This is a genomic window from Rhizobium hidalgonense (assembly GCF_005862185.2).
Lineage (GTDB): Bacteria > Pseudomonadota > Alphaproteobacteria > Rhizobiales > Rhizobiaceae > Rhizobium > Rhizobium hidalgonense.
Genome location: NZ_CP054027.1, coordinates 1500522 through 1513794, shown reverse-complemented (window position 1 = coordinate 1513794; position 13273 = coordinate 1500522). Strand labels below are relative to the sequence as shown.

Sequence of the window (13273 nt, the reverse complement as noted above, 5' to 3'; positions counted from 1 at the left end):
GAAAGACAGTCAGATGTTTGATACCAAAATTGCCGTCGTACTGCGAAACAATCTTGCCGGCTGGCAGAAGCTGAACGTTACCGCCTTCCTGATGACCGGCATCGCCGGCGGGCATCCCGAAATCATCGGCGAGCCCTACAAGGACCGCGCCGGCAATCTCTATAATCCGCTGTCGATCCAGCCGATCATCGTACTCTCGGCCGACGAGGCGGCGATGTCGACCATCCATCGCCGTGCGCTGGAACGTGACGTCACCGCCTCTCTCTTCATCGAGGAGATGTTTGCGACTGGCCATGATGCCGCCAACCGCGCCGTCTTCGCCGAATTTACGCCCGACGATGCCAAGGTGGTCGGCATCGCAATACGGGCCGAAAAAAAGATCGTCGACAAGATCACCAAGGGTGCGACGATGCAGCAGTAATAAAAACGGCCGGGCATAGCCCGGCCGCTTCAAAGACGGAAAAATCCGGCTCAGCCCTGTGTAATCGGCGCGATCTGGATCTCGACGCGGCGGTTCTGGGCGCGGCCGGCCTCGCTGGCGTTGGAGGCGACGGGCTGCGACGGGCCGAAACCGACAGCGGAGACGCGGCGCTGGTCGATACCCTGGCCGCCGAGATAATCGGCAACAGAAAGCGCGCGGCGCTGCGACAGGTCCTGATTGTGCTGCAGGCTGCCGGTCGAATCCGTGTGGCCGTTGACGTCGATCAGCGTGCGATTGAATTTGCGCAGCACGATCGCCACCGAATTCAGTGTCGGATAGAAGCCCGGCTTCACCGCGTCCTGGTCGACGTCGAAGGTGATGTTCGACGGCATGTTGAGGATGATGTTGTCGCCGTTGCGGGTTACCGAAATGCCGGTGCCTTCGAGCTGGGCGCGAAGCTCGGATTCCTGCTGGTCCATGTAATTGCCGATCGCGCCGCCGGCGAGCGCGCCGACACCGGCGCCGATCAGCGCCGCGTTGCGCTTACCGTGGCCGCCGCCGCCGACAGCCACGCCGACTAGAGCGCCGCCAAGCGCGCCAAGCGCCGCGCCACCCGCCGTATTGGAAACCTTCTGTTCGCCGGTATAGGGGTCGGTGGTGGTGCAGGCGCTGAGATAGCTTGCTGCAACAGCCAGAAGTAGGAATTTCTTGATCATGGACAGGATGGTCTCCGTTCGAAGCTGATGCGAGCAAATGGCAAGGATTGCGGCAAGAAAATGAAGATGCTCTCTTGATAAGGGAATTTCAGGCGCCAAAACAGCAGCCGTGTTGCGGCGATGCGCTGATATCACCAGTTTTAGCAACTCGACTAAGCTTACAGCCGGCAGGCAAGACGGTCAGCCCTCATGGTGAGGAGGCCTAAGGCCCCCTCAGCCACGAGGCTGGTAAGGGCACACCACTCAGAAATTCCGGAACAGCTGCCGTACGGTATCGTAAGTGGCATTGGCGATGTTCAGAGATTGCAGGCCGAGCTGCTGCTGCGTTTGCAACGCCTTGAGCTTGCTCGACTCTTCCTCCATGTCGGCATCGACGAGCCGGCCGATGCCGGCGGTGTTGTTGTCGTGCAATTTGGTGGCAAAATCGTTCTGAAGGTTGATGCGTTTCTCCAGCGCGCCGAAGGCCGAGCCGACCGTCGTCAGCTGTGTCAGTGCCGCATCGACGACACTGATCATTTCGCCGATCTGTCCCTTCGTCGTGGCGGCCGAAAGCGAGATGACTACCTGCCCGGTGGTGGTACCATTCTTGCTTTCCATCAGCACATAATTCTGCGAGGCGCCAAGCTCGGTGGCGAAATGGGCCGATGTCAGTACGCCGTATTCCCCCGAACCGGTGGCGCGATCGTCGATCAAATAACGCGCGTCCTTGGAGGTCGTCGCCCCCACAGGCGTATTGTCGATATGGTAGGTCAGCATACCCACGGAGACCGTGCCGTCGGCATTGCGGATGAAGGAGGCCGGGATCTGGCGCGGCTGCGTCGGCGTCGCGTCGTTGTTGAGGATCACCCAATTATCGCTGTTGAAGGTTGCCGATTCCGAAACGCTGCGCAGCTGCTCCTGCAGCTGCTTGATCTCTTCGTTGACCTTGTTCTTGTCAATGCCGTCTTCGGTCGCGGCAACCAGCTTGGCCTTGATCTCGGAGACAACGTCGATGACGTTCTCGACGCCGGTATAGGCCGTGCCCATCGTCGCCGCCGCCATGCCGAGCGCATCCTGGATCGCCGAAACAGCCTTGTTGTCGGTGCGGGCGGTGGTGGCGACCGACCAATAGGCGCCGTTGTCGGCGGCTTTAGCGACACGCGTGCCGGTCGTGATGTGGTTTTGCGTGACCGTCATATTCCGGTTGATATCGCGCAGCACATGAAGCGCCGCGTCCACGGAGACGCGCTGATAAATACTCACGGGAACTAAACTCCAAAACGCAAACAGGACGCAAACTGCACAAGAAATGAACCGTTGCCGCGCGGACATTCATGTCCGGGGTCGCTGGGAGTCCAGCGCGTTGCAGCCTTCAGGAAAACGAAGAAGACCAGCCGGTTGCTGGCCACGATCATTGCCGTTTATGCTTAACAAACGGCTAAACTTCAGAAGAAATTTATCTTATTTTACAAGGTTTCATACATCATAACAAACGCCGCCGAATGGGGACCCGGCAGCGGTTTCAATTCGGACAAAGACCTATTCGGCGGCCTGCAACTGCTCCTCGTCGGGCACGGCCCGTGGCCGCGTGGCGACCGCCATCTCTTCGTGCAGCCGGGCTTCCTCATGGGCGTGCGGCTTGCCGAAGCGGGCAAGCAGCAGATAGGCGACCGGCGTGATGAACAGCGTCACCAGCGTCGCGAAGCCGAGACCGCCGACGATTACCCAGCCGAGTGCGACGCGCGCTTCCGCACCCGCGCCATGGGCAAAGACCAGCGGCACGCCACCGAGGATGGTGGCGATCGTCGTCATCATCACAGGGCGGAGGCGCAACGCGCAGGCCTTTTCGATCGAGGATCGCACGTCCTCGCCCCGGTCGCGCAGCTGATTGGCGAATTCGACGATCAGAATGCCGTTCTTCGCCATGACACCGACCAGAAGCACCAGGCCGATCTGGCTGTAAATGTTGAGGCTGGAGCCGGTGATGATGAGCGCGAAGACGGCGCAGGCTAGGCCGAGCGGCACCGTCGACATGATGATCAGCGAGGACAGAACGCTTTCGAACTGCGCCGCCAGCACCAGGAAGATGATGACGATGGCAAAACCGAAGGTCAGCGCCATGCCGCTCGAATTCTCTTCCAGCGTCGCAGCTTCGGCGAGCGGCAGCAGACGCGAGCCCGCTGGCAGTAGCGGCGCGGCAAGTTCAGTGACCTGCTTGACCGCATCGCCGAGCGACATGCCGTTCTTCAGGCCGGCGGTGATTGCCACCGAGGCCAACTGCTGCTCGCGGTTCAGCTGCGGCGCGACCGAACCTTCCTTCATCGTGGCGATGACCGACATGGGCACGATCTTGCCGTCGCCGGTTTTCAGGAAGACGTTTTCGAGGTCTGTGGGGTCGTCGATCGGCCGCGTCGTCGAGGTCAGCAGCACGGGATAGGATTCGCCGTCGACAAAGACGTCGACCACCGAGCGCCCTTCGAGCAGCGACTGGATCGCCGTCGAAAGGCCGGTTATGTCGATGCCGAGATCGGAGGCACGCTCACGGTCGATCGCCACCGAGACCTGCGCCTGGCTGGGCTCGTTGGTCAGGCGCGGCGTATCGTATTGGCCGGTGGCATCGAGCGCCTGGACCAGCTTGGCGGCCGCCGCCGTCAGCGCCTCGTGATCATTGCCGATCAGCGCCATCTGCACGCCACTGCCGGCGCCGCGGATGCGCAGGCTGTTAGAAGAGATGGCGTTGCCGCGCAGCGCCGGCACCCTTGCTGCCGCCTGGTTGATGTCGCCGACGATCTCCGCCTGCGTCCTGTGGCGCTCTCCCCAGGGGGCGAGCGTCAGCACCATGAAGCCGCTGTTCAGCGAACCGCCCTGGCCGGAAATCGAGAAGATGTTGCGGATGTCGCCGCTGGTCACCAGCGGCTGCAGATTTTCCTCAACGAGCTGCATCTTGTCACGGGTATATTCTAGGCTCGATCCCTGCGGCGTCGTCAGCCGCATCATCACCATCGACCGGTCCTCTTCCGGCGTCAGTTCGCTCTTGACGGTCGAAAACGCGATAACGGCTGCACCGGCAAAGATCACCGAAAACAGCAGGACGACGAAGGGCGCATTGAGACAGCCGTGCAGCGCCCATTTGTAGAGCCGGGCGAGCGCGCCGCCGAAGCGGCCGAGCGCGCCATGATCCTCGAGCATCGGCTTCGTCAGCATACGCGAGGCAAGCATCGGGCAGAGCGTCAGCGCCACGATCGACGACAGGCCGACGGAGAAGGCGAGGACGAAGCCGAATTCACGGAACAGGCCGCCGACCTGTCCCGGCAGGAAGGAGAGCGGGATGAACACAGCCGCGAGCGTCGCAGTCGTCGCGACAACAGCGAAGAACACCTCGCGCGTTCCAAGCACGGCGGCCGCCCGCGGCCCCATGCCTTCGGCGCGACGCCGCACGATGTTTTCGAGCACCACGATCGCGTCGTCGACGACGAGGCCGGTTGCCAGCACGATCGCCAGCAGCGTCAGGATATTGATCGAGAAACCGACCATATAGATCGCCGCCAGCGTTCCGATTAGCGCAACCGGCATGCTGACCGCTGGGATCAGCGTCGCCCGCCAGTCGCGCAGGAAGAGATAGATGACAGCGGTAACGATGACGGCGGCGAGCACCAGCGCCAGTACCACCTCGTGGATCGCACCCTGGATGAAGACGGCATCATCGCTGGTGATCGCGATCGTCGTGCCCTCGGGCAGCGTCTTCGACAATTGCTCGACGGCGGCCTTGATGCCGGTCGAGATGTTGAGCGTGTTAGACTGCGCCTGACGGATGATGCCGAGGCCGATGCCGGGCTTGCCGTTGGAGCGCAGCGCCGTTTCGCCGTCGCGCGGTCCGAGTGTCACCGTCGCGACATCGCCGAGGCGGACGCGATCCTGCAGTATGACGTTGGAAAAATCCGCCGGCGTCTGCAGGTTTGCGGTGGCGCGCACCACGATATCCTGCGTATTGCTCTTCAGGGATCCCGCCGGCACGTCGAGAGCTGCATTATCGAGCGCCTTCGTCAGGTCGCCGATGGTCAGCCCGCGGCTCGCCAGCGCCCCCTGGTCGACATCAACCCGGAAGACCTTCTCCTGGTCGCCATATTCCTCGACATCGGCGACGCCGTCGACGGAGGCGAGGCGATCGATCACCTCGTTTTCGACGAGCTGCGTCAGGTCGTCCATGTTGAGCTTGGTGGAGGTGACGGCAAGTCGCATGATCGCCGAGGAATCCGAATCCGCCTTGACGATCTGCGGCGCGTCCGCTTCATCGGGCAGGTTCTGGGTGATGCGGCCGATCGCGTCGCGTACGTCGTTTGCGGCAACCGCGAGATCGATCGCATCCGAGAATTCCAGCGTCACCCGGCTCTGGCCGAAGGAAGAGGTCGAAGAGATCGATTTCAGGCCGCTGACGCGCGCGACCGCGCCCTCGATCACCTTGGTCAGTTCCTGATCGATCGTCTGCGGCGATGCGCCGTCGAAGGTCGTGCGCACCGTGACGACCGGACGGTCGACATCCGGCAGTTCGCGCACCTCGACGCCGACGTAAGCCGCAAGGCCGGCAACGACCATCAGCGTGTTGAACACCAGCGCCAGGATTGGCCGGCGAACGAAAAGCGCGGTGAAGCTCTGCTTGCCCGAGGCCCTGTCCTGATGAATCTCGGTCACGCTCATTGGGTGACGGCCTCCCCATTCGAGGCCATTTCAGCGGAAACGCGCACCGCCCCGCCCTCGCGCACGCGCTGCAGGCCCTGGGTCACGATCTTGTCGCCGTCCTTGAGATCGGCTTTGACGAGAACGAAATCCGGATTGCGCTGCACGACGCTGACCCGCACCTTGTGTGACTTGTCGTCGTTAACCAGCCAGACGAAGGACCCCTGCGAATCCCACTGTACGGACTGCGGATCGACCGCCGGATATTTGTCGCCGGGAAATTTCATGCTGACGCTGAAGGACATGCCCGCGCGCAGTTCATCCGAACTGTTGTCGATCTTGGCGCGCAGGCGCAGCGTACGGCTTGCCGCGTCGATGCGGTTGTCGACGGCTTCGACCACGCCGGAAAACATCTGCCCCGGCTTTGCCACCGACATTGCCTCGACCGGCTGGCCGACCGACACCGTGTTGGCGAAGCGTTCCGGCACCCAGAAATCGACGAGGATTTCCGAGCGGTCGTCGAGCGTGACGATCGGGATGCTCGTCGTGACGTTGTCGCCGATATTGACTGGTACGATGCCGACGATGCCGTCGATCGGCGCAATGATGTTGCGCCGTGCGAGATTGAGTTCGGCAGCTTGCAGCTGCAGTCGCGCGCCCTGCTCGGCGATCTCGGAATCGAACACGTCCATGCGCGACACGCTGGACTTGATGTTGTGATAGAGATTGGATTTTTCGACGGCGGCCTTGACCGCTACATCAGCCTGGCCGCGGGCGATTACCTGCTCTTCGCTGTCGAGCTTGGCGAGCACCTGGCCAGCCTTGACCTTGTCGCCCGACTTGATGAGGATTTCGCGGATGGTGCCCGATGCCTGTGCGGTCACAGCGACCGAACGGATCGCATCACCGGTGCCGATGGCGTTCAGCCGGTCGTTGACGACGCCCTGGACGACGGCTTCAGTCGCGACAAGAATGGCGCTGTTGCGCCCGCCGCCATTGCGGCGGTTCTGCCCCTGACCTTGTCCGTCGCCACGCTGCTGGCCTTGCACCCGGGCGGGAGCGTCGGCATCCGCCGTCTCCTCAGCCTTCGGCGCGATCTTGGAAACGATGCCGTCTGGAATACCTGCATCGCGCATCATATCGCCGGCACCGGGCACAAAGAAAACCCACGCGGCAAAGCCGGCAGCGATGACGATGAGTGAGAGTATAAACTGCTTCCAAAAGGCCATTCACGTCTCCGGAGGGACTCGAGGTCGGACCAGGGTCGGTCGAAAGAGGCGCTGCGGGATCAAGGTCCCGACTGATGCGACAATATCGCGCGTTTACAGCTTACCGGCAAGCATAAGCAGCCGGCATTACCGATTTGTAATATCAGGAAAGAATGGAAATAACCCGGCCGCTCACTTTTGCTTGAACGAACACTCGCCATGTCTTTGACGCCGCCGATTGACGGGCGGGATGCCGTGCAAAATCTCTGCCGATGCGGGTTGAATGTCTATCGACGCATCGACCATCGCAAACCGATGACGGCCGCAATCCCCAGTATCGGCCACACCGCCCAGAACTGCCCCGTCCAGGTGAAGAGGTTGATGCCGACAATGCCGAGCGCCACGATCGCCAGCGAGGTGATCTTCCGGTTGAACAGGATCTGATTGCGATTCCAGGCGAAAGCCGCGACGACGGCGAGCGCAAGCACCGGAAAGCGCGCCCAGAAAACGCCCTGCCACGATAAAAGATTGATGCCGATCAGCACCGCCGCGATGACGCCGAGCACAGCGAACAGCCTGCGTCTGCCAGGTCGCGGGCTTGCTTCGGCAATCTCAGCCGCCGGCTGCGGACGTGCTGGGCCTGGTCGTTGGGGAGGCGGCATCTCGTCCTTGGCATCGCCGATCTTCACCGCGTAGCTCGGCACGCCTTCATCGACGTTCTTCACCATCAGCGGCCCGAGAAATTCAAAACCGACCGCGACCTTGTTGCGGACCTGATCGTAGACGGTGCTTGATATAACGATGCCGCCGGCGGAAGCCGAGGCCTGAAGCCGTGCGGCGATGTTGACGCCGTCGCCATAGATGTCGTCGTCTTCGACGATTACGTCGCCGAGATTGATACCGATGCGGAACAGCATGCGCCCGTCTTCCGGGCGGCGGGCGTTGAAACCGGCAAGTTCGTTCTGGGTATCGACAGCGGCGCGCACCGCCTCAACCACGCTTGGGAAATCAGCGATCAGCCCGTCGCCCCAGGTATTGATGACACGGCCGCCATGGCTTTCGATCAGGCGCCCCATCGCCTCCCGGCAGCGCTTCAGCGCCGCAAGCGTCCCCTCCTCATCGGCCCCCATCAGACGGGTATAATCCTGCACGTCAGCACAGAAGATCGTCGTCAGCTTGCGCCGCGTTTCACCCATGGTCTCTCGTCTCCGCGCTGTCCGCTCCCGGAAGGTCGCTGCAAACGTCGAATGTCGGTGAGTGATGGGCGATTGCAGCGGCGGTAAACTACTAAGCCTTTGTCTTCGTTACCATCGATAATTGCACCTTATCGTCGGCAAACAACGCGGCTTGGAGACATATCGGGGATCATTGAACGATCTTGCGCGGGCTCGCCGTGTGCTCCCTCGCCACGGTGTTCGAACTATCGATCTCCTGAAGCAACACGTCGTAGCCCCAGAGATCGGCGAGATGCTGCAGGACAAGCCTCGTGTCGGCCTCCTGAAGATAGCTTCCGTTCATCATGATATGTTGCAGCAGCAGGCGGCGGTCACCGGCGAGGTCGACGTCGACGATATCGATGGCCGGATCGGTCCAGCCGATGTCGTATTCGCGGGAAAGCTGACGGCGGATGCGCAGGTATCCGCGCTCATTGTGGATCGCCGAAACCAGAACCCCTTCAGTCTGCTCCGGATCATCGTAGAGATGGAACAGCCGCAACTGGCGGATCAGGTTCGGGCTGAGGAATTGGCTGATGAAACTCTCGTCCCGGTAATTGGCCCAGATGTCGCGCAGCACGGCCATCGCATCGCCGCGTCCTGATATATCGGGGAACCATGTGCGGTCTTCCTCCGTCGGCTTCGTGACGATCCTCTCGATATCCTGCATCATCGCAAAACCGAGCGCATAAGGGTTGAAACCCGAGAACCGCCGATCGTCATAGCTCGGCTGGAACACCACGTTGGAGTGCGATTTCAAGAATTCGAGGAAGTTTCCGTCGCTGATCTGCCCCCGCTCATGAAGCCGGTTCATGATCTGGTAATGGACGAAGGTCGCGGTTCCCTCATTCATCACCTTGGTCTGCCGCTGGGGATGGAAATATTGGGCGACATGGCGGACGATGCGAAGAATTTCGCGCTGCCATGGCTGCAGCCGCGGGGCGGTTTTCTCGAGAAAATAAAGGATGTTGTCCTGCGGAAGACCAAGCGCGGCACGGCGCTTTTCCAGGCCGCCGTCGCTCGCCTTTTTGGCCTTGCCGACGGGAACCGTGCGCCACAGATCGTTGAACATCTGCTCCTCGTGGGCCCGGCGCTCCTGCTGCCGCTTCTCCTCCTGGCGAAGGTCTATGGTAGTCTTGCCCGCATATCGATGCACCCCATGTGACATCAGCGCATGCGCCGCATCGAGCGTCCGCTCGACGGCCGTCTCGCCATAACGCTCCTCGCAGCGGGTGATATATCCTTTGGCGAAATCGAGGTAATCGAGGATTCCTTCGGCATCGGTCCAAAGCTTGAAGAGATAATTGTTCTTGAAGAAGTGGTTGTGGCCGAAGGCGGCGTGCGCGGTGACGAGCGTTTGCATCGTCGCCGTATTCTCCTCCATCAGATAGGAGATGCAGGGAGAGCTGTTGATGACGATCTCATAGGCAAGGTCGCGCATGCCGCGGCGGTAAAAGGCTTCGTGATGCGCGAAGTGCTTGCCGAAGGACCAATGGCGGTAAAACAGCGGCATGCCGGTCGAGGAATAGGCATCCAGCATCTGCTCCGAAGTGATGACCTCGATCTGGTTCGGATAGACGTCAAGGCCGAGTTCGCCGAGCGCGATTTCCTCGCAGGCGTCGTGGATGCGCTGCAGCGTTGAAAAGTCCCAGTCGGCCCCCTCGAACAACAGCCGCTCTTTCGGCCTCATTGTCATGGTCATGGCGTCACCCTCGACTGCGCGTCACGCTTCTGGAAGAGATCGTGGAAAACCGGGAATATTTCGCTTCGCCGGCAGACCTTGCGCATCGAAAGCGGCAGCAGCTCGGAGCGGATGCCGTCATAGAGCATCCAAAGCGGTGAACGGGATACCGACGAATCGCCGCCTTCTTCGCCGACCTCGATATAGGCGAAATACTGGCACAGCGGCAAAATCTCGCGCAACAGCTGACCGCTGAGGTTGCCGTCCGAATGGGCGTTGTCGCCGTCAGAGGCCTGGGCGCCATAGATATTCCACTCTGCCGGATCGAACCGCGCCGCGATGATCCCGCGCATGGCCGCAAGCGCGCTGGAGACCAGCGTGCCGCCGGTCGCCGGACCGTAGAAGAAGGTTTCCTCGTCCACTTCTTCGGCCTTGTCGGTATGGCGGATGAAGACGATCTCCACCTTCTTGTAGCGCTTAGACAGGAAAAGATAGAGCAGCAGGTAGAACCGCTTCGCAAGGTCCTTCATGTGTTCCGACATCGAGCCAGAGACGTCCATCAGGCAGAACATCACGGCTTTGGCCACTGGCTTCGGCTCGTTCTCAAAACGGCGATATCGGACGTCGAGCGGATCGATATAGGGAATGCGCCGGCTCTTTTCCGTCAGGGCTTTGAGTTTTACCTCCAGCCCTAGGCGGGTCTCATCATCCTCGCACTCCTCGATCTGTCGCTGCAGGGCTTCGATCTCTTCACGACGTGGACGGTGAAGCGCGACACGCCGCATCATCGCCAGCCTCGTCGTGCGACCGACGGCAATATTGGACGGCGATCCGGACACGGAATAGCCGGCCCGGAACGGCGTTTCCTCTTCAGTTTCGGCTAGACGCCGTTTGGCAAGATCAGGCAGTTCCAGGTCATCGAGAAATACATCGAGGAACTCCTCGCGCGTCAGCACGAAACGGAAACCGTCCTCACCATCACCTTCGCCGGCATCTTTTGGTTTTCCGCCATTCCTGCCCGGCGGCCGCGGAATGATATCGCCTTCGACGAAGGCCCTGTTTCCGGGCAGGATGTGATCGGCGGTGCCGCCTTCGCCCTTTCGAAGGCTCGGCTCGGCCATTCCGTCGATCGGCAGGCTGATCTCACCGCCGTCGAGCACATCGCGAATGTTTCGGTTTTGCAGAGAACGCTTGACCGCCTGCTGCACGGCGCCTTTCATGCGCCGAAGAAACCGTTGCCGATTTTCCAGACTTTTACCGCGCGGATTTAGCCGACGGTCGACAATGTGCATAGTGGCTCCACATTAACTTGCCTGTTTGACGCGCATGTACCATTCGACGAGGCGCCGAACCTGCCTCTCCGTGTAACCCCGCGCGGCCATGCGCGAGACGAATTCACTGTGCTTTTTTTCTGTCTCCGAATCCTTCTTCGAGCCGAAGGAAATCACCGGCAAAAGATCCTCAACCTGCGAGAACATACGTTTCTCGATCACTTCCCGGATCTTCTCGTAGCTCGTCCATGACGGATTTTTTCCGCCGTTTGCTGCCCGCGACCGCAACGAGAACTTGACGATTTCGTTGCGGAAATCCTTCGGATTGGCAATTCCTGCCGGCTTTTCGATTTTCGTCAGTTCCTGATTGAGGAGCTCGCGGTCGAGAAGCTGGCCGGTATCGGGATCCTTGAAGTCGACGTCTTCGATCCAGGCATCGGCATAGTCGACGTAGCGGTCGAACAGGTTCTGTCCGTAGTCCGCATACGATTCAAGATAAGCCTTCTGAATCTCATTGCCAATGAACTCTGCGTAGCGTGGCGCAAGATCGGCCTTGATGAATTCCAGATAACGCTTCTCGACATCGTCGGAAAACTGCTCGCGGCGGATCGCCTGCTCCAGCACATACATCAAATGGACAGGGTCGGCGCCGATATCCGTTGTATCGTGATTGAAGGTGGAGGCGAGCACCTTGAAGGCGAAGCGGGTCGAAATCCCGTCCATGCCCTCGTCGATGCCGGCAGCATCCCGGTATTCCTGAACGCTGCGGGCGCGCGGATCGGTTTCCTTCAGGCTCTCGCCGTCATAGGTGCGCATCTTCGAGAAGAACGTCGAATTCTCGTGTTTGCGTAGGCGTGAAAGCACCGAAAAGCGAGCCAGCATTTCGAGCGTTGCCGGGGCGCATGGCGTATTCGCGAGTTCCGATCCCTCGATCAGCTTCTCGTAAATCTTCTGCTCTTCCATCACCCGGAGGCAATAGGGCACCTTGATCACACAGATACGGTCGATGAAGGCCTCGTTGTTCTTGTTGGCCTTGAAGGTCTGCCATTCCGCTTCGTTCGAATGCGCCAAGACGATACCCGAGAAAGGTATGGCGCCGATATTCTCCGAGCCGATATAGTTGCCCTCCTGCGTCGCCGTCAGCAGCGGATGCAGCATCTTGATCGGCGCCTTGAACATCTCCACGAATTCGAGGATGCCCTGATTGGCGCGGTTGAGCCCGCCCGAATAGCTGTAGGCATCGGGATCGTTCTGAGAGTAAGTTTCGAGCTTGCGGATGTCGACCTTGCCGACCAGCGACGAAATATCCTGATTGTTCTCGTCGCCGGGCTCGGTCTTGGCGACGGCGATTTGGCGCAACCGCGAAGGTTGCACTCTGACGACACGGAAGCGGGAAATGTCGCCGCCGAAGTCGTCGAGCCGCTTCAGGCACCACGGGCTCATCAGCCCGTTCAGGCGCCGTAGCGGAATGCCGTATTGTTCCTGGAGCAGCGAACCCATTGTCTCCGGATCGAAGAGGTTGAGCGGGCTTTCGAAAACGGGGCTGATCTCGTCGCCCGCCTTTAGCACGTAGATCGGATGAACCTCCATCAGCAGCTTCAGCCGTTCCGCCAGGGACGACTTGCCGCCGCCGACCGGCCCGAGCAGATAGAGGATCTGCTTGCGCTCCTCGAGCCCCTGCGCCGCGTGCCGGAAGAAGGAAACGATGCGTTCGATCGTCTCTTCCATGCCGTGAAAGCCGGCAAAGGCTGGATAGATCCGGATGGTCCTGTTCATGAAAATCCGGCCGAGCCGCGCATCCCTGGCGGTGTCGACCATCTGCGGCTCGCCGATCGCGGCGAGCAGGCGCTCGGTCGCATTGGCATAGGCGATCGGGTCCTTTTTACAGAGATCGAGATACTCGGCCACCGACATATCGGTTTCGCGGCGCGCTTCGTAACTGCGCGTAAACGCATCGAATACGGATTCGTTCAGCATGGGCCCTCCAGTAAGGTTATGCCGCAGGCTCAAAGTCGTATAACCATCGAGATGGCTACGACGTTCCTAAGAATCAATAATTTCGTAGGTATATTCGACGCTCACCGGCCGTTTCTTGCAACGCACAAAAAC

The 13273-nt window shown here is 60.5% G+C and carries 9 protein-coding genes; 1 reads left to right on the top strand and 8 read right to left on the bottom strand.

Annotated features, from left to right (window positions below; genetic code table 11):
• Nucleotides 1–13: 13 nt before the first annotated feature.
• A complete protein-coding gene (locus tag FFM81_RS07110; RefSeq protein ID WP_003564974.1) occupies nucleotides 14–421 on the top strand; it encodes a DUF2000 family protein in 408 nt (135 codons plus the stop codon).
• A gap of 50 nt (nucleotides 422–471) precedes the next feature.
• Here the strand turns inward: FFM81_RS07110 and FFM81_RS07105 are convergent, their stop codons facing one another.
• The 8 genes from FFM81_RS07105 to FFM81_RS07070 form a co-directional block, all read right to left on the bottom strand.
• Nucleotides 472–1137 (bottom strand): YiaD family glycine zipper/OmpA-like lipoprotein, encoded by a 666-nt coding sequence (locus FFM81_RS07105; RefSeq protein ID WP_003564977.1) that lies wholly within the window; start codon nucleotides 1135–1137, stop codon nucleotides 472–474.
• Nucleotides 1138–1380: 243 nt separating this feature from the next.
• Nucleotides 1381–2379, bottom strand: coding sequence for a flagellin N-terminal helical domain-containing protein (locus FFM81_RS07100; RefSeq protein ID WP_097534130.1), 999 nt, complete (start codon nucleotides 2377–2379; stop codon nucleotides 1381–1383).
• 276 nt (nucleotides 2380–2655) lie between these two features.
• Nucleotides 2656–5811, bottom strand: coding sequence for an efflux RND transporter permease subunit (locus FFM81_RS07095; protein WP_138385726.1), 3156 nt, complete (start codon nucleotides 5809–5811; stop codon nucleotides 2656–2658).
• The gene (locus FFM81_RS07090; RefSeq protein WP_097534126.1) at nucleotides 5808–7019 is read right to left on the bottom strand and encodes an efflux RND transporter periplasmic adaptor subunit; all 1212 of its coding nucleotides are present in this window, start codon (nucleotides 7017–7019) and stop codon (nucleotides 5808–5810) included. Before FFM81_RS07090 ends, FFM81_RS07095 begins: the two co-directional genes overlap by 4 nt.
• A gap of 266 nt (nucleotides 7020–7285) precedes the next feature.
• Complete coding sequence (locus FFM81_RS07085) at nucleotides 7286–8194, bottom strand: adenylate/guanylate cyclase domain-containing protein (protein WP_138385725.1); 909 nt, start codon at nucleotides 8192–8194, stop codon at nucleotides 7286–7288.
• A 169-nt stretch (nucleotides 8195–8363) separates the two neighbouring features.
• Nucleotides 8364–9914, bottom strand: a complete 1551-nt coding sequence (locus tag FFM81_RS07080) for a SpoVR family protein (RefSeq protein ID WP_003564984.1) — start codon at nucleotides 9912–9914, stop codon at nucleotides 8364–8366.
• Nucleotides 9911–11185, bottom strand: coding sequence for a YeaH/YhbH family protein (locus FFM81_RS07075; protein WP_003564986.1), 1275 nt, complete (start codon nucleotides 11183–11185; stop codon nucleotides 9911–9913). The genes FFM81_RS07080 and FFM81_RS07075 overlap by 4 nt, the downstream gene beginning before the upstream one ends.
• A gap of 12 nt (nucleotides 11186–11197) precedes the next feature.
• Complete coding sequence (locus FFM81_RS07070; protein WP_138385724.1) at nucleotides 11198–13141, bottom strand: PrkA family serine protein kinase; 1944 nt, start codon at nucleotides 13139–13141, stop codon at nucleotides 11198–11200.
• Between the last annotated feature and the right edge of the window lie 132 nt (nucleotides 13142–13273).

Bases quoted from the DNA above. Each gene is read 5' to 3' on its own strand.
- FFM81_RS07110 (WP_003564974.1), top strand. From the start codon at position 14: ATGTTTGATACCAAAATTGCCGTCGTACTGCGAAACAATCTTGCCGGC.
- FFM81_RS07105 (WP_003564977.1), bottom strand. From the start codon at position 1,137: ATGATCAAGAAATTCCTACTTCTGGCTGTTGCAGCAAGCTATCTCAGC.
- FFM81_RS07095 (WP_138385726.1), bottom strand. From the start codon at position 5,811: ATGAGCGTGACCGAGATTCATCAGGACAGGGCCTCGGGCAAGCAGAGC.
- FFM81_RS07090 (WP_097534126.1), bottom strand. From the start codon at position 7,019: ATGGCCTTTTGGAAGCAGTTTATACTCTCACTCATCGTCATCGCTGCC.
- FFM81_RS07085 (WP_138385725.1), bottom strand. From the start codon at position 8,194: ATGGGTGAAACGCGGCGCAAGCTGACGACGATCTTCTGTGCTGACGTG.
- FFM81_RS07080 (WP_003564984.1), bottom strand. From the start codon at position 9,914: ATGACCATGACAATGAGGCCGAAAGAGCGGCTGTTGTTCGAGGGGGCC.
- FFM81_RS07075 (WP_003564986.1), bottom strand. From the start codon at position 11,185: ATGCACATTGTCGACCGTCGGCTAAATCCGCGCGGTAAAAGTCTGGAA.
- FFM81_RS07070 (WP_138385724.1), bottom strand. From the start codon at position 13,141: ATGCTGAACGAATCCGTATTCGATGCGTTTACGCGCAGTTACGAAGCG.